This window comes from Mycoplasmopsis felis (assembly GCF_034647055.2).
Classification (GTDB): Bacteria; Bacillota_I; Bacilli_A; order Mycoplasmatales; family Metamycoplasmataceae; genus Mycoplasmopsis; species Mycoplasmopsis felis.
Map to the genome: position 1 here is coordinate 393,619 of NZ_CP141047.2, position 18,695 is coordinate 412,313.

Sequence of the window (18,695 nt, forward strand, 5' to 3'; positions counted from 1 at the left end):
ATTATGAAAAATAAAAAAATATTAAGTTTAATAACTTTCACAACGATATCAAGTAGTTCATTAGTTTTTGCATTAAGTTGTTCTCATAATTCAAATAATCCACAAAACAAATCATTAGCAAAAATTGATTATGATTTTGGTTTAGCAACTGAACCTTTAAATAACTTAAATTATATTAAGTATAAATCAATGGATAAAATATTACCTTCCCTAGTTGATTCGTTCTTAAAAACAGGACCAAGTGATGAATTAAAATCAATAGTTAAATCTAATGATTTTAATATGGTTATTGTGGATACAAACGGAACTGTTAATAAAGATGGTGAAGTAAGTTCAAATTTCAATGATTTTTACAAACTTAAAGATAAATTAATTGAAGAAGAAGGATACGGAAGAATAACAGGGAGTTATTATGGTATCCAAAATTTTAGTACTATTGGTGGTTTAGGACGAGCATCAATTGGTGAATTAAGACGAAATTCAACAATTTATGCTTTTAGAAATCCTAAAAATCCAAATAACTATATGGGGATGACAGGTTTTATTAATAAAAAATTGAATAGATGATCAAACGGTGATTATATAACTGCTCAAGACCTCAGAGATTATCTAGAATATATTTTTGATTTAAGCACTGGTTCTCAAAAAGTAGATCAAGTACAGAAATTTGGTATTAGAGGTGCAGAAAAATTCCTTGATGCTCAAAAAGACTATATTCAAAAGTTTAATAAAAGTTATAAAAATCCATGAGGAAGAAGAAGTTATGTACTAGATTCAGAAGGAGATTTAGTTCAAAATCCAAATGAATCAGTCTGACAATCACAAACATTTGATGCTAATAACAATCCAATCGATACTAAAGAAGTGCAAGCAATTAAAGAAGCTGCATTAAATTTTGGTTTTTATACAGGACAATTATTTTTAGATTATTCAAATGAAGAAATAGAAGCTAATTTAAAAAATAATCCTAATTTTTCAATCGATAAAGAAATTCAAGATTTTACCTTTATAAATGAAAAAGGGATTACAAAAACAAAAAAAATAGTTAAAAATGCATTTGTTAATCCATATCAAATATTTAATGTTGATAGTAAAATTCTTTCATCAATTAAATCATTAAGTTATGATGAAAATAGTTTTACTATAATATTTGATGAAAATCAAACTCCAGGAATTTCGTTCTTCTTATTCCATGTTTTATCAGGACTATATCCAGTTAATCGTAAATACATTGAAACAGAAGGTGGAGGAATTGATGAATATGGTTCAAACACAAGCAAGTTTTTAACTGGTGGGCCATTTAATTTTGAACCAAGTGATATAGTGTTAGGTCCTCAAGGTTATATTATTTTAAATAAAAATAAAGATTATTTTGATGCAGAAAATACTATTTCAAATAAAATAAAAATTTATTTTTCTACAGATAGAAACACAAATTCTACTTTTTTTGAAGATGGTTATATTTCACAAACATATATTCCTGCAGAAAAAATCAATCAATATTGATCTAGTCCAGGTTATAAGGAATATTTAAATAAAAACACAGGCTATGGAACTATAGCTTTTGGGTTTAATTTAGATAATGAAACAAATGGCAATAGTTATATAATGGATCAAGATTTACGTAATGCTATTTATTATGCAATTGATCGTGAAAAAATAATGAAAATAGTCGGATGAGACTTTTCATTCCCTGTAAACACATGAACTGCATATGGACAATATAGAACATTTGACGGAAAAAATATAGAAACTTATTTTTCTGATTTATCTACTAAATCTAAGGATAATGTAGAAATACCATTACAAAATTATGAATATGTTGTTCATTTATCAAAAGGATATACTTTTGAAAAAACTCAACGTGGTGATATAGCATATAAACCACAAACTTCTGAATTTTATATTAATCGTTTTAAAGAAAAATATCCAAATTTAAAAAATGTTTCTCTAACCTTTTTAAACAATTCAACTGATGAACAAAAAAAAGCAGGAACTTATTTAAAAGAAATTTTAGATACAACATTTAAAGGTTATGTGAAATTAGAAATCAAGAGTTTACCTGAAAATTCATTTGCTTCATTTATTGAAGAAGGTAAATATGATATTATTTACCAAAATTATGATCGTTTAGGCGGAAATGGTGCACAAGATTATGTTTCTGTTTTCTTTAAAACAGATGAAATAGATTCATTGAATCAAAAGTCAATTGGATTTAAATCAAATCCAGTTGGTTCATTTACTTATGCAGATTATGTTTCTGATTTATATAAAGAAAATAACAATATTCAATTAGAAAATTATATACATGAACATTTAGGTAAATATATTTTAAATATCATCGACAATGATTCAGAAATTTTAAATACTTATAATTCGATTCTTAAACAAACTTTTGAAAATCAAAAATTGTTAACTTTAGACTTTCAAAATAAATATTTAGAATTAATTTTTAACAAGTTATCAGAAAACAATCCAGATAAATACAATTTAAGAATGGTTAAAAACTATTTAGAATATAAATTAATCAATCATAAAAATATTAAATTAAGCAGATTAAAAAGAATTTTTAATGAATTACTTATTAATATTGAAGGATTAGAAAAAATTTCAAATAATACAAACTTAACTGCTCAAAGATTAAATTTCCAACAATCAATTGTAAATAATAATTCATCTAATATTGACTTTTGAACAAAATTTATTGAATTATCTTATATTAAATTAAATGAAACAACTGGTCAATATACAGATAGATTAAATGCATTCTTTTCAGGAAACTTTACTACTTTAGAAAATACACAAAAATGAAGTCAAGAAATAGTTTATGTTTTCATAGGGGAACTAGAAAAAGTAATTAGGGATGCAAGTCCTGTTATACCACTAATGGAAGTTGATACTAACTGAGAAATAACTCGTGTAGGTGGAGCAGTTTCATTATTTAACTTTGCATTACAGCATGCATATGACTTTACTAAACCCCCAAGACCTGGATTGCCTAGAAAGAAAGGAAATTAATGTCTCATAAATATCAAATTATTGATAACAAAAAAGTTTGAATAGATGAAAATAAAATTTATTTTTCAAACAAAAGGGTTAAAGAAAAATCATTAAAAGACAAATTATTAAATACTAATTCACCTCTTTGAAACTCATTATCAAGGTTTTTAGTTATAGTTTTAGAATTTTTCTTAATTGGCTTTATTGTCATTACTATTACTTTCTTTTTAATTAATGCTGTTCCTGGTTCAAATACATTAACTGCAGGTTTAGATGATGCTTCTCGTAAAGCAACTGAAGCAAAATACGGTTTAGATTTACCTTTGATCCAAAGATATTTTATTTATTTAAAAGGATTATCTAAATGAGATTTTGGTATTTCACTTTCACTATTCCCTGCACAAGAAATTAATTCATTTATTTGAGAACGTTTTTATAAGTCATTTTTAGTAGGTATATTTTCAGTTTTAATAACAGTTGTAGTAGGAATTTCAGTTGGTATTTGAGTTGGAAAAAACCCAGGTGGCTGAGTTGATAATATATCAACAGTTATTGTAAGTATTTTTTCATCTGTACCATCTATTATTTTTGCTTTAATTTTAGTGTTTTTAGGAAGATTGATTGGTTTACCATATATCTTTGATCATAATGATTTATTAACATATATTTTACCTGGTTTAGCTTTATCACTAGGAAGTATTATTGTTTATATAAAATATATTAGAACTGAATTAAACAGAGAACTAAATTCAGTGCACGCAAAATTTGCATATTTAAAAGGACTTACAAAAAATCGTTTTGTATGAGTTCATGCACTTAAGCCTTCATTATTTCCTATTGCTACATTCTTTCCTGCTGTTATTTTTGGTTCATTTATAGGAAGTATTTTTATAGAACAAATCTTCTTTATTTCTGGATCTGGTGCTACTTTATTACAAGCAATTCAAACTAAAGACTATAATGTTATTTTATTTTTAATTGTTATGTTTACTATGTTAACAATATTATCATATGCAACACGTGATATTTTATATGAAGTTATAGATCCACGTGTGCGTAGAAAAGGAGTCTAATGGAACAAAAAAAATCAAAATTAGCATCTTCTTTTTCTAAATATGTTAATAAATTAAAACAAAGACAAGAATTAGGACCTACAAATGAACTAACAAAAGAATCAGCACCAAATGCAATCTTACAACCTTTTCAATACCAAGCATGAAAAATCATAGGTAAAACCTTTGATTTTCAAGTAGACAGTCAATTAAAAGCAGAAACAAAAATTTTTAAAGAATTTGTCTATAGATTTTCTAAAAATTTTGGTGGTGTATTTGGTTTTGTTTTACTAGTTAGCATTATTGTTTTATCTATTTTTGTTCCTTTTACTACACTTAGTCCAACACAAAGTGATGTTGATGTTAAAAATTTAACATTTAATCAAACTGATTCAAATGGAATTTATCATATTCTAGGAACTGATTCAATTGGTAGAGATTTATGAGCTAGATTATGACACGGATTGAGATACTCATTATCATTAGCTATTGTCGTTACAATAATTGAAGTTATTATAGGTTTAACTATTGGTATTTTAATGGGTCAATATGAAAAATTTGACAAAGTAATGACTTTTATCATTAAGATATTATCTGTTGTTCCAACAATTATTATTTTAATATTAATGACTATTGTTGTTAGTCCTAGTTTTTGAGTAATAGTATTTTCTTTATCATTTACTTCATGAACAGGTATGGCAAATCAAATTAGAGCTCAAGTTAAAAGAGCAAAACATTTTGAGTGAGTTTCAGCATCTAAAGTTTTAGGAACTCCAAACTGAAAAATATTAAAAAATTATATTCCGGTTATTTTACCTATTTTAATTACTCAATTAGTATTTACAATTCCTGGTGTTGTGTTATCTGAAACTTCGCTTGCTTTTATAGGTTTAGCAATTGATGATGTCCCAACTTTAGGTAATTTAATTTCCGAAGGGCAAAAAGTCTTTCCAACATACTTAAGATATGTTTTTGTTCCATCAACATTATTAATTTTAATTACTACTTCAGTACAATTAATAGGTGCAAGCATTCAAGATGCTCTAAGAAGACAAAGATAGGAATTTATGAAAAAAAATAATAATATTTTATATAAGAAACAATATAGATATAAGAGAAAACATTCATATCAATTCTTAACCAAAAAAACTACAGAAGAAAGTTTATTAATTAATCAAAAACAAGAAATACTAACTAAAAATAGTGAATATAACAAAGATATAACAAAAAAACAAAATAAACCAATTGAAACACAAAAAACAAATAATCAATCAAATAATTTAAATAAAAAATCATTTTTTTCTAAATTATTATTTTGAAGAAAAAACAAGAAATTTGATTTTGATAAATTTTATGAAAATGTGCAATATAAAGAACTTAGCGATGGTACTAAGTTAAAAATAGCTGCAGAAATTAAAGATATCCACTTATCATTTACAAATCCTGCTGTTCCAGGTCAAAAAAATAAAGTATTAAGAGGTCCTTCTATAGAAATATATGAAGGCAAAGTTCATGCTATCATAGGTGAATCAGGTTCTGGAAAATCCGTTATAACATCATTATTATATGGACTAACAGGTGATAATGCTGTTATTGATTCAGGAACTGTTAAACTATATAATAACAATGTAGAAAAATTCACATTCAAAGATTGAGAAAAATCAAAATATCGTGGAAAAATAGTTTCTGCTGTTTTCCAAAATCCTATGTCTACTTTAAACCCAACAATGAAAGTAGGAAACCAAATCATTGAAGGTATGTTATTAAACAAGGTAGTTAAAAATAAAAAGGAAGCATTTTCAAGAGCGCTAGAATTTTTAAAACTAACAAAAATTAATGATCCCGAAGCTGTTATGAAATTATATCCTCATGAAATGTCAGGTGGAATGATTCAACGTGTTGTAATTGCAGCAATTGTAGCACTAGAACCTAAAATATTAGTAATGGATGAACCAACAACAGCACTAGATCCAACGGTTCAAGCATTAGTTTTAGATATAATTAAAGAATTGCAAGAAAAACTAAAATTATCAATAGTTTTTATTACTCATGATTTAGGTGTTGTTGCTTCTATTTCTGATTACATTTCAATAATGTATGCAGGACAAATTATAGAAGAAGGAACTAGAGAAGAAATTTTACATTATCCTCAACATCCATATACATGAGGTTTAATTATGAGTATGCCTGATGTTAATAAAGGTTCTCGTTTAGCGACTATTAGGGGAAGCGTACCATCTAATTTGAATAATATTAAAGGTGATGCGTTTGCAGTTAGAAATGATTATGCATTGGGAATAGACTTTCAAGAAGAACCAGATTTCTATCAAATTTCAGAAACACATAGAGTTAAATCTGCTTTATTAGATCAAAATGCTCCAAAATATGAACCACCACTATTGATTCAAAAACTATGAAAGGGATATTTAAATAAAGATGGAAAATAAAGAGATACTTTATAAAGTTAAAAAATTCCCTTTTGGAACTAAATATATCTTAAGAAAACAAACATCCGGAACAAGTCAAATGCTTAAACCTAAGCACAATGAACAAGAATTAGTTACAATTAGAAATCTTGATATAACATATGGTTCTGGTTCAAAAGAATTTAAAGCAGTTATGGATTTAAATTTAAATATTTATCAAGGTGAAGTGTTAGGTTTAGTAGGTGAATCAGGTTCAGGTAAAAGTACAATTGGAAAAGCTTTGGTAGGTTTAGTTCCACATAGTTTTGGAGAAATTAAATTATTAGGTAAAACATTACCTAAAAAACTAGTTCGTGGTTTTAAATTTGGAAAGAAACTAAAAGAATATAAAGAAATTGAGCACTTCTTAGTTAATAAAGTGCAAATGATTTTCCAAGATCCTGCTAATTCCTTAAATCCTCACGTGAACGTAGAAACAGTTGTTTCAGAAGGTTTATCAAACACAAAAAATGCTAAAGAAATTTATTTATTTAATTTTGATCAATTAGCAAAAAAGGCTATTTATGAAGAATTATGTGATATTCATCATAGCCAATTTTTTGGTGATTATGAACAATTATTAGAAAAAGAAATTACACAAGACAATGAATCAAGTTATAATGCATTATTTGTTAATTTATACCAAGATATAAAAAATCTGAATAACAATTATTTATTAAAAATTATTGAAAAATATAAACAAGAAAGAGATGATATTTTAAAATTCTCTGAAAAACAATGCAAAAGATTATTAGTTAAAGAAATTTTAAAATCTGTTGGTTTAGATGATTCAGTTCTAAGAAGATATCCTTTAGAATTCTCGGGTGGTCAACAACAAAGAATTGGAATATCTCGAGCAGTTGTTCTTAGACCACAATTATTAGTAGCAGATGAACCTATTTCAGCATTGGATGTGTCAATTCAAGCACAAGTAGTAAACATATTCAATGAGTTAAAAGAAAAATATAAATTAACTATTCTTTTTATTGCTCATGATTTAAGAATGGTTGAATATATATCTGATAGAATCGCTGTAATGAACAAAGGTAGGCTATTAGAAATAGGTAAAACAAATGAAATAATGTATCATTCTCTACATCCATATACTAAAAGTTTATTAGATGCTGTTCCTTCAATTGAAGGAAATAAGGGAAGTTTAATTGGTTATGTATATGATATTAATATGCATAATTATGATTCAGAAAATCAACCAAAATGAATCAAAATAAATGATGATCATTTTGTTTTGGGTACAGAACAAGAAGTTGAAAATTGAAAAAAAGGAATTTATTAAATTATTAAAATAGAATATTTTTTTTATTCAATTTAATTTCACTAAACTAAAATTTATTAAAAATTAATTTAAATGATAATTTAAACTTTTATAAATTAGATAGTAATTTAAAACATGTATTAAATATAGTTAAATATCATAATTAAATTTTTATGCTATAATAAATAAGCAATAGATCTATTTAAAAGAAAGGTTAACTATGAAAGAATTTACAGCAAAAATTGTAGATCCAATTGGATTACATGCTCGTCCAACTTCTATCATTTGTACTACTGCTTCAAAATTCAAATCAGACTCAAAATTATTTTTCAATGGACGTGAAGGTAATTTAAAATCTATTATGAATATTATGGCTTTAGGAATCAAACATGGTGCTGAAATAACAATTAAAGCATCAGGTGATGATGAAGATGCAGCTATTTCAGCTATCAAAAAAGCTTTTGAAGAAAATCAATTAATATAATTTTTACACCCCTTAAAGGGTGTATTTTTATTTATTTACTAGATATAAATAAAAATTATAGTAAAATATAAAAGTTATGCCCGAGTGGTGAAATTGGCAGACACGCTAGACTAAGGATCTAGTGGAGTAATCCGTGCAGGTTCAAGTCCTGTCTTGGGCACCAAATATATTTTTTTAAATTTTCTATAACTCTTTTATACAAGCATATTTTTTATAAATATGCTTTTTTCTTTTTTATATTTTACTTTTAAGTCTATAGAATAGGGAAAAACGAAAAAAATATTATTGTAAAATATGTTATTATTAAGTATCAAAATTTTGTTATATATGTAATATATAACAAAGGAGGATAAAATGAAAAAGAAAACAGTAATATTTTCAAGCACTATAGCTTTATTAGCAGCTATATCTATGACTGTATCTTGTCAAGCACCTGGTTCTTCTAAACCTATTCAAGGAGGAGGACAAAAATTCTTAGAAGAAATTCAAAGAGATGATTCTGATAACCAATTAATCGAATTAAATACTACTTTTGTCCAAAAACCTTCTGATAATTCTAATAAATTAAATTCAGATATTTTCATTCAAATAAATCCTACTAAAACAAAATCATATAGATTGTCTTCAGATAAATTAATTAAAAAATTTGACAAAATTAGATATGTTGCTTTAGGTGATTCAATAACTGAAGGATTTGATGGAACACTAACACAATCATATCCGGGAAAAAGAGAAAGTGATGGTTCTATATCTGGTGTGTCATATCCTGCTTATTTAGCTAGATTATTAAATTTTAATAATCGAGTTGAAAGTTTTAATAATTATGGTATTTCGGGTTCAAGAATTTTAGATTGAATAAAATTCTTAGGTATAGAATACAATGATAGTACTGTTTCTAATTATGATTTAACGAAAATATTTGGTGCAAACTGACAAAGCAAATCTAAAGAAATTAAAAAAGAATTAAGTCAAGCAAACTTAATCACATTTACACTTAGCGCAAATGACTTATTTTTCTTATTTTTTCAATCAGCTGCACAACAAGATGTTGCTAAGTTAATTAAAACAGTTTTAGAAGATGGAGCAGTTATTGGTGATGCTTTAGTCTTTGTTGATAAGTTATTTAAAAACTCACTAAGAGAAATGAAAAAAAGATTAATAACTTTTGTGTCTAATTTGAAATTATTAGCACCAAAAGCTAATATTAATTTAGTTGGTTATCCAACTCCTATGTTAGGTTTTGCAAACGTTATTTCTGAATATATTAGTTCATTATTAGGTATTAATATTGAAATATCACCCGTTCAGTTATTAACAGATTTAATTAATAAAGGGTTAAAAGAAATTTCTGAAATAACTCAGATTAACTTCATTAATCCAGTTAATGTTAATTATTGAAATAAGAATACAGAAAAAGTTTCTACTTTATTTTTTGATATTCATCCCAACTCTTATGGTTATAAAAAAATGGCAATGGATTTATATTTAAAAATAGCCAATCCATCTTTAGATATAGAAGATTTTAAAAATTATGACTTTAATCAAGAATTTATTGATTATGATAAAGAAAGCTTAAAATATCAAATTGAGGTTAATATAGAAGATTCTGCTTTATTTGGAATTAATACACTATCTTATTTAGAAAATAAAACAGAACAAGAACATAATGTGGATATTGAAAGAAATATTCATAATTTTGGTCAAAGAATAGCAGAATTAACAAAGACTTTTCAATATATAACTAGAGAAATATTTAACTATTTAACTGATAACGTAATATATAATGAAATAGATCCAGACCATTTACTAAAAAATATTTTACATAAAGAAATAACACAAAATAAATTTGGTATGGATACAATTGTGGATAGTATTATAAATTCAAATGGTATTCAAAACATTTTATTTAATATTGAAAATCAATTGGCTTTATTAAGAGAAAATAATGAATTAACTTTACCTAATGTTTTGCAAACATTTACTAAATCTCTTTTTAATGAGCAAAATTTAGCAATTATCTTTAGTTCAATTTCGAAAAGTGAAGTCTTTGTTCAAAATAAAACTGAAATTTCTAATGCTTTAAAAGTTATTTTAAATAATGTTATTAAGATATATGGTTTAAATATTAATAATACAATCTCTAATATTCTTATAGAAAAAGTACAAAAATACAACATAAATAAAGACGAGTTACAAAACATAATTCAATCTATAATTACTTCTGAACACACAAAAGGAATTATAAATTCCTTAGTTGATGCATTTGCTTTATATCCTGAAAACTTTAGCAATGTTCAAAGTTTTAATGATATTATCCATTCGTTGTTTAAACAACCGCAAATAAATGAATTACTCGCTAAAAATATTAATAATTTAATTAAAGAATTATTAACAAATACAAAAATAAAAGATATTGCTGTTGACTTTCTTTTTGATATCTTAACAAAAGAGAATTTAGCAAATAATATATCAAGAGAACAAATTGATTTAGTTATTAGCGATTTAATTAAACTTTTTGATACTATAAATACTGATTTTAGTTTAATAAATAAAATTACTCATGAAGTTTTAAATAATTTTTCAGCTTATGCAATTGATAATATAACTTCTTTATTTATTGATTCAATTGAAATTGTATTTAGAAGAGACTTCAGTAATGTTAAAGATGAATTATTGTTAGATTTATTACAAACAATAATAGGTTCTGATTTCTTTAATAATCATAAAGACTCAATTAAACAATTATTAAGAAATATTTTAGTTCAAGAGAATTTAGAAAAAATTTCAAATATAACTTCTAAATTACTTGAAAACACTAAATTAGTTAAATATATTTCCCAAGAGGGATTACAAAAATTTATTGTTATTGTATTTAGTCAACCTCAAATTTTGGAAATCCTAAATTTTGGTTTAGATAGTTTAATTGATAATTCACAGGAATTACTAAAAGCAAGAACATTAGATGATTTACTTAATGAAATTATTAAGCATTTAAATTTAGAAAACATTCAAGACTTATTAGTACCATTTGTTAATAATATTTTGAATAATGCAGAATTTCCTAATGTTATTAAAGATATCTTAACAACTTTATTGAGCAACTTTAATTTTGATTTAGAAAATGAATTAAATATACAATTCATTAATGATTTTTCAAATAATGTAATTAGTTTAATTAATGAATATAACATTATTGAACCTATTATTAATCAAATAACAAATCAAATAAAAATTGCAAGAACTTCAGCTGACCCGACTTCTGAAATAAAGAAAATCCCAAGTTTATTACTTGAGATATTAAAAAACAAATTTACTGAAAATATAATTCCTAATATAAAAAATTTACTAAATAAAGATTGAGTTCAAAATAATCCACATGGTATATCAAATTTAGCAAGTGTTGTATTTGTTCAATTAAAAGATACAGGTATATTAAACCATGTGATTAATGATATTCTTAATATAGAACTAGAAAAAGAAACTATTATAAAATACATAGATAAAGATGAAGTTTTAGGATTAATAGATTCTCTTATTAATACTGAAGGAATAGCAGAATTAATACAAAAATTAATATTTACTGGATTAACAAATAGTGATTGAATTGATAACGTTAATAATATCAATCAATTTCTTAATTATTTATTAAATAATAATTCATTCAAAGAAGTTATAGTAAATAATTTAAAACAAATTTTAAAACAATTAGTTTTAGAAGGAAAATATCAAAAAACAATAGTTAAAACGATTAAAGTTTTATTAAATGATAATGGATATGTAGTAAACAATAAGTATGATGAAGTATTTTTAAATATAGTTCCAAGTATATTAAACACACTTACTACAACAAATAAATTTGATAATTTACTAGATACACTATTTAATGTAATACAAAAAGCAACTAACTTAAGTGATATTCAAAATAATTTACCTAATGACTTATTGATAAGTATAAATTTAAAAGATTTAAATTTATATACTAATTTATTAAAAACACCTTTATTTTCAGAAAATAAGGAATTAGCAAAAGAATTATTTAGAAATTTATATGACACATTTAAAAATGATCATTTACAAAAGGTTTTAAATTTAATTTGACCTAATCAAATTCTAGGAATATCAAAAGTTGATTTATCAAATTTAATTCTTAAAATTTCAAAAAATACAAACTTTATATCATTTATAAATAATTTATTTGGTTTCATTGTTGATAATTCAAGTAATATTGGGAATTCAGAAAACTTCATTCAAATAATTAATATATTTCTTAAAAATACAGAATTTATTAATCAAAATAAATCTTTATTAACTAATATTTTAAATGAATTAAAATCAAATAACACATTTGTGGAATTTATTAGCAATTTCCTTAAAGAACAATTATCTTCTTCTGAATTAAATTGAATATTTGCAAATACAACCAATGCAAACGGATTAATTCAAGAAATTCTAACTTTTAGTTTAGCTCAAATTGATCATTTTCATTTATTTGAACATCTATTTAATTCACTAAGTGAATATAGTTTAAGTTCAGAACAAAATTATCATTCAATCATTACAAATTTCTTAAATAATTTAAAAACAGAATTTACCGGAGATAATTTAAAAAATAACATAGTACATATAATAAAAAGTCTTCCAGAAAATTTTATTAATATTCATATAAATGATATAAAACAAGTTTTAGTCAATGTTTATGATTATTTAAAACAAAGACCTAATTTAGGTCAAATAATTTTAAACTTTTTACCAGTGAATTTAAAACAAGAAGTTAATAAATATGTTTCAAAAGAAGTCTTGAATAATATTTTATTTAATATTTTAAATAAAGAACAAACACGAACATTGTTTATTAACACAATTGATAATTTATTAAATATTAATAATTTAAGTCAATTAAATTCCTTTGATGACTTAATTAAAGTATTACTAAGAAACATCAATGGACAAGAATTAAAATCTAATCTAATTGCTTGATTAGATGAAATTGTGAATGATACAAAATTATTAAGTAATTTAACTAGTGTTATTTCGAATGTTATTAAGTTTAATTTTAATAATTTATATAATAATCCACAAACTGATGAGTTTTTAAAATTATTTATCCCCGAAGTATATAGTTGAATTAAAGAATTCAACTTATTAGAAATAGTTTTTGAAGAAATTGTTTTACTATTAAATATTAATAATAACGAAGACCTTAATACAAAAGTAAACATATTTAAAAATAATTTAATAACAAAATTAAAAGATAAAATAGTAGAAAATTGACATCCTTTAGTTAAAAAAATTTATAAATCTAACTTCTTTAATGAACAAAAAGAATATACAAAGTTCTTATTAAATGGAATTTTTGAGATTTTAGTTGATAATTTCGTTATCTTCAAAGATGTTTTAAATAATTTATTAATTGAAAATCAATTCATTGATTCAAACAATAAATTAACAGAGGATCAAATTAATTTATTAAAACCTTTATTAAAATCAATTAATAATATAGATACAAATGTTTCAATAATAGATAAAATAATAGAAATAGATAAATCATTAATTTCTCAAACAAATAATTCAAGTGAATTAATATCATTGTTAACTAACAAGTTAATAGAGTTTATCAATATAAAAGACTTTAAGTTAGTTAAAATCCTTTTAGGTTCTGATTTTATTAGATCTAACAAAAGTTTATTTAGACACATTTTTGAGCAACTATTAAGCAATCATTTTAATAAAACAAATATCGATAAACTTATTAATTTAATTCCTTTAGACACACTTGGTTCAAATTTAGGTATAAGAACGAATGATTTAACTGATTTTATTTCAAAAATTCTTTTATCAGATAATTCAAAAGACATAATTAAAACAATTGTTAACTCAAGTATTGATAATATAGAAAGACTATCACAATCAAACTCATTTAATGAGTTGTTTATAAATATATTTAATATAAATAATTTAAAAGATAATATCAAAAATGATTTTGTTTCATTAATTAAAAATACTTTAACTGATAATAATGTTCAAGATAAACTAAGAGAATTTATTATTAATTTATTTAACAAGGAAATTTTAGTTCCTTATTTAGCAAATGTATCTGATAAAAATACACTAGCTCAAAATATTGTGAATATCTACCAAATAATTGACAATAGATTAAATATAAGTGAATTAATATTTGAAATTGTTTATTCACAATTAAGTAATAACGGAATTGATTTTAATGTTTCTAATTTTATTAATGCTTTTATTAATGGATTTAAACAAAAACTAGGAACAGAGCAAGAACAAGAACAAAATTTAATTAATTTAATTAAAGATATCTTAAAATCTAATTTATTTAGTCAAAATAAATCAGATTTAGTTCAAATTGTAGTTAACATTATAAATAAACTTGCAGATGGTACTTTAGTTGATAATTTAATTGACAATTTATCTGATGATTTGAAAAATAACATTCAGAGATTCATTTCAATAGATTCATTAAAGGTAGTTTCTAAAGGAATATTTAAAAATCGACATTTTATAGATATTATCAAAGGTACAGTTCAAAAAATTATAGAACATTCTAATGAGTTTGAAGATATTGATTCATATAGTTCATTAATCAAAAAAACACTTTCAATTATTTCATTAGATGAAGTTAAACAAGATTTAACTTCACTTATAACTCATATAGTTTCTGATAATGAAATCAAAAATGGGTTCGTTAACTTTTTAAGGACTACGCTATCTATAAATGGTGTTAATATAAAAAATACAAATATTTCAAATTTCATAAATGGTTTTGTAGAGAATTTAAATTCTATTTTGAATGATTTACAAATAATAAATCCAACAATAGATTCAATATTTAATTCGCTTATTGAAATTTCAAATACTCAAGATAGCAATGTAGTTGATCAATTTTTAACAATTCCTAATAAATTTATTGAAATTATTCAAGATATAGTATTTAAAAATCCTAAGACTTATCTTGATAGAATTTTAAATAACACATTTATATCAACTAATAAGGAAACATTTATTAATATTGTTAGTGACATACTTATTCATAACAAAAACGTAGGTTCATTCGATACATTAATAACAAATTTAATAAATAAATTAGACAATAATCAAGAAATATTTAGGTTTATTGATAAAAATAATTTAAGAAATATCGCTTTATTCTTATTAAAAGATAACATTACAACTGAATTTATTGAACAAGTATTTCCTGAATTAATTAGGAATACAGATTGATTAAACAATTTAGATAATCCATTTTTACTTGTAAAGAATTTATTAAATAATCCAAATATAGAAAATTACTTTAAAAATTCTTTAACCAAATCCCTTGAAAGAATTTTTGGACAAAGAGAATTGTCTGTTATTTTAAGTTCTGTAATTGATTTTGTTTTAAGTAAATTTAATATAGATTTAACTGGTATTAATAAAATTAATCTTGTTAATAATATATTTAGTTCTGTAATTCCGTTTTTAAAAGATATCAATGTATTCAATCCTTTTGTTAACACATTAATTGATTCATTAAAAACTACAAATTCATTTGAAGAATTTTCTTCAAAATTATTGATTGAAATACCTAAATTATTTAATTTTAATTTCACAACAGTCAAATCATTTTTAAACAATTTCTCAACTATTAAAAATTCAAAAGATACCATAATACAAATAATTAATAGAATTTATACAATAATAACAACGAATGATAATGTGTTTAATAAATTGTTTAATTTAATTAATATAGATAGTCTTTTAGAACCATATAACATTACTAAAACACAAGTATTACATTTAATTAAAGTAATCTTAAAAAATAATAACTTTAGAATCCATTTAAGTGATGTAATTAATAATCTTTTAACTAGAATTGACACAATCAAAGAATCAAGCGATTACAATGATTTAATCAAAAAAATATTAAATGATCAAAACTTAAAAAATACATTAAACACTATTTTCCAAAATACACTACAAGACTTATATAATGAATATGATTTTAAAGATGTTATAGCAAAAGTAGTTATTAAGAAAATTGAAGATACCAAGTTTTCTGATATATTTCAAGGTATTTCAAATAAAGAACAAATTGGAAGAACTTTAGTTGATATACTAAGAATTACTGACAGACATATAAGCATTTCTAATAATTTGATAACTTCATTAATTAATGAAGTTGCTACAAATGGTTTAGAATTAAACTTAAATAACTTGCTTGCTACAATAACTCAAGACTTAAATACTTTCTTTAATTCAAGTAATTTCGAACAAACTGCTATTAATTTATTAAAAGAAATAGCAACAAGTTCATCAATACAAAACAATAAAACTGATTTTTATAAATTAGTAGAAAACATTTTAGATTTTGTTATTCAAAAAACTGATTTAGGTTCAATGATATGAAACATCTTGAGTTCAGATATTCATGGATTTATAACTAAAAACCTAATTAATAAAGAAGAATTTGCGGGTGTTATTAATAAAGCATTAAAAGTAGACAGTTTAAAAAATGTTGTTTCTAACATAATTCAATATTTTATTGAAAATCACAATCAATTTAGCAATTCTCATTCTTTTATTGATATTGTAAAACAGTATTTATCAATACAAAATAATGAAACAGAATTTAAAAATTCAATTAAAAAAGTTATTTTAGATGGTTTATCATCAACTGAAACAAGCAATTCTATCAAAGTCATAATTAACAAAGCAACTAGATTTTTAAATATAACTACAAATAATGAAATTAATACATTCATTCATAATTTTAGTTCTGGTGTTGGTCAACTTCTAGATAGGACAGGAATTTTAGAACAACTAACAAATGGTTTAGTCAAAACATTTAAAGAATCAAATAACTTAAATGAAATTCAAACAAACTTTTTTAATAATATCACTTCTAGCATAGAACTAACAAATATTACATTTATAACTAAAATAACTAATGATGAATTAATTCAAAATAATAAAACAGGAGTTAAAGATTTATTAAGAAATTTAATTACTAATTTATTAGATAATGAACAAAAAATAAGAGAAGTTATTACAGAAATAAACATTGCTAAGTTATTGTTAAATAACACTGCTTTAAGTTCTTTGGTTAATGATACTATTATTCTAGCGTTAAGAAATAAGGATATTAGAGATGTAATCAACATTATATTTAGTGATTTTATTGATAGAGCTAGTTCTTATAGAAATAATCAAAATTGATTTGGTGCTATTAAAACCTTGTTAAATTCTCCAAGATCTAATGATTTAAAAATAAAATTAACTGGATGAATTAGAACACTGTTTAAAAACCCTGATCCAAGATTCATGAAGGGTGCCGCAACCTTTTTAATTGATAAATTAAGAAATAGTGGTTATAATTTATCTCAAACCAACGATTTACAACTATTTGAAAATGTCATTAGAAACTTTTTCAAAGCATTAGAAAGAAGACCAGAGTTATATAAAATAATTGATAAAATCTATGAAAATATTAAATCAATAAACTTTGCAAATGGAGTTGAAAATACAAAAGACTTTAAAAAAGCAATTTTAAATGGTGCTTTACACTTAATATTAACAAATGATTATACTAACATTTCATTTTCATATTTATTAGATCAAAAAGATTTAATCAAAGAATTAATTAACTCATTAGGTGATGATAATTATGTTCAATTAATTCACAGATTATTTGAATCAAGTAATAGACATAATATGTCTGGAATATACAAGATAGTAAATAATTTTTTAGTTAAGACAGATTCAAATTCAAATTCAAATTCAAATTCAAACCAAGTAGATAGTTATGGTTTTTCATTTGATGAAAATATCTTTAAAGTAATACCAAAAACAAGAGATTTCCTTTCAGTCTTATTCCAACCTATTTTCAGAAATATGATAAGAAAATCATCAAATAGAACATATAATCACAATCAACCAAAAGAAAACCCTGAATATAAAGCAATGTATAGATTATCTACTTTTATTTTATGATTTATCTATGAAAACGGTGGAGATGGTGGAAAATTCTGGAATGTATTTGGTCTAGATGTACAAGGGACATTTATGTCTGGTTTAGAAAGTGCTTTTCATGGTGCAAAATCTGAATTAACAAATATGTATAATGGATTATCAAATCAACATAAAGTTAATATTGGAGCATACTCTACTAGATATCCAAATGATTATAATAAAGAATTTATTTTAGGTAACCGTTCTGGTTCTACTACTGCAAGTAATTATTGAGCAGACCAGTTGCTTGCATACATTTATTATAGAAAAGACGGAATAAATTATCGTCGCGATAGATATCAAAGAAACAAAAACTTTAATGATGTTTTATTAGATTCTTTTGAAAGAGGTTATTTAACACGATAATTTACATAATTAAAAATCAAACCCTTATTAAGGTTTTGATTTTTAAT

General features: G+C 23.3%; 7 protein-coding genes and 1 tRNA gene. All 8 read left to right on the forward strand.

Features of this window, described 5'->3' with window-relative positions; all coding sequences use genetic code 4:
- The first annotated feature begins 3 nt into the window (after window positions 1–3).
- Complete coding sequence (locus RRG59_RS01770; protein WP_322902671.1) at window positions 4–3,018, forward strand: ABC transporter substrate-binding protein; 3,015 nt, start codon at window positions 4–6, stop codon at window positions 3,016–3,018.
- Window positions 3,018–4,073 (forward strand): ABC transporter permease, encoded by a 1,056-nt coding sequence (locus RRG59_RS01775; protein WP_322902672.1) that lies wholly within the window; start codon window positions 3,018–3,020, stop codon window positions 4,071–4,073. The genes RRG59_RS01770 and RRG59_RS01775 overlap by 1 nt, the downstream gene beginning before the upstream one ends.
- A complete protein-coding gene (locus RRG59_RS01780) occupies window positions 4,073–5,113 on the forward strand; it encodes an ABC transporter permease (protein WP_174235059.1) in 1,041 nt (346 codons plus the stop codon). The genes RRG59_RS01775 and RRG59_RS01780 overlap by 1 nt, the downstream gene beginning before the upstream one ends.
- Before the next feature lie 6 nt (window positions 5,114–5,119).
- Window positions 5,120–6,499: an ABC transporter ATP-binding protein gene (locus tag RRG59_RS01785; protein ID WP_322902674.1), complete on the forward strand. Its 1,380-nt coding sequence runs from the start codon at window positions 5,120–5,122 to the stop codon at window positions 6,497–6,499.
- Window positions 6,489–7,811: an ABC transporter ATP-binding protein gene (locus tag RRG59_RS01790; protein ID WP_322902676.1), complete on the forward strand. Its 1,323-nt coding sequence runs from the start codon at window positions 6,489–6,491 to the stop codon at window positions 7,809–7,811. Before RRG59_RS01785 ends, RRG59_RS01790 begins: the two co-directional genes overlap by 11 nt.
- Window positions 7,812–8,010: 199 nt before the next feature.
- Window positions 8,011–8,274, forward strand: coding sequence for an HPr family phosphocarrier protein (locus RRG59_RS01795; RefSeq protein WP_036430167.1), 264 nt, complete (start codon window positions 8,011–8,013; stop codon window positions 8,272–8,274).
- 78 nt (window positions 8,275–8,352) lie between these two features.
- Window positions 8,353–8,437: transfer RNA gene (locus tag RRG59_RS01800), tRNA-Leu, on the forward strand.
- Window positions 8,438–8,628: 191 nt separating this feature from the next.
- Complete coding sequence (locus RRG59_RS01805) at window positions 8,629–18,648, forward strand: SGNH/GDSL hydrolase family protein (protein WP_322902678.1); 10,020 nt, start codon at window positions 8,629–8,631, stop codon at window positions 18,646–18,648.
- The last annotated feature ends 47 nt before the right edge of the window (window positions 18,649–18,695 follow it).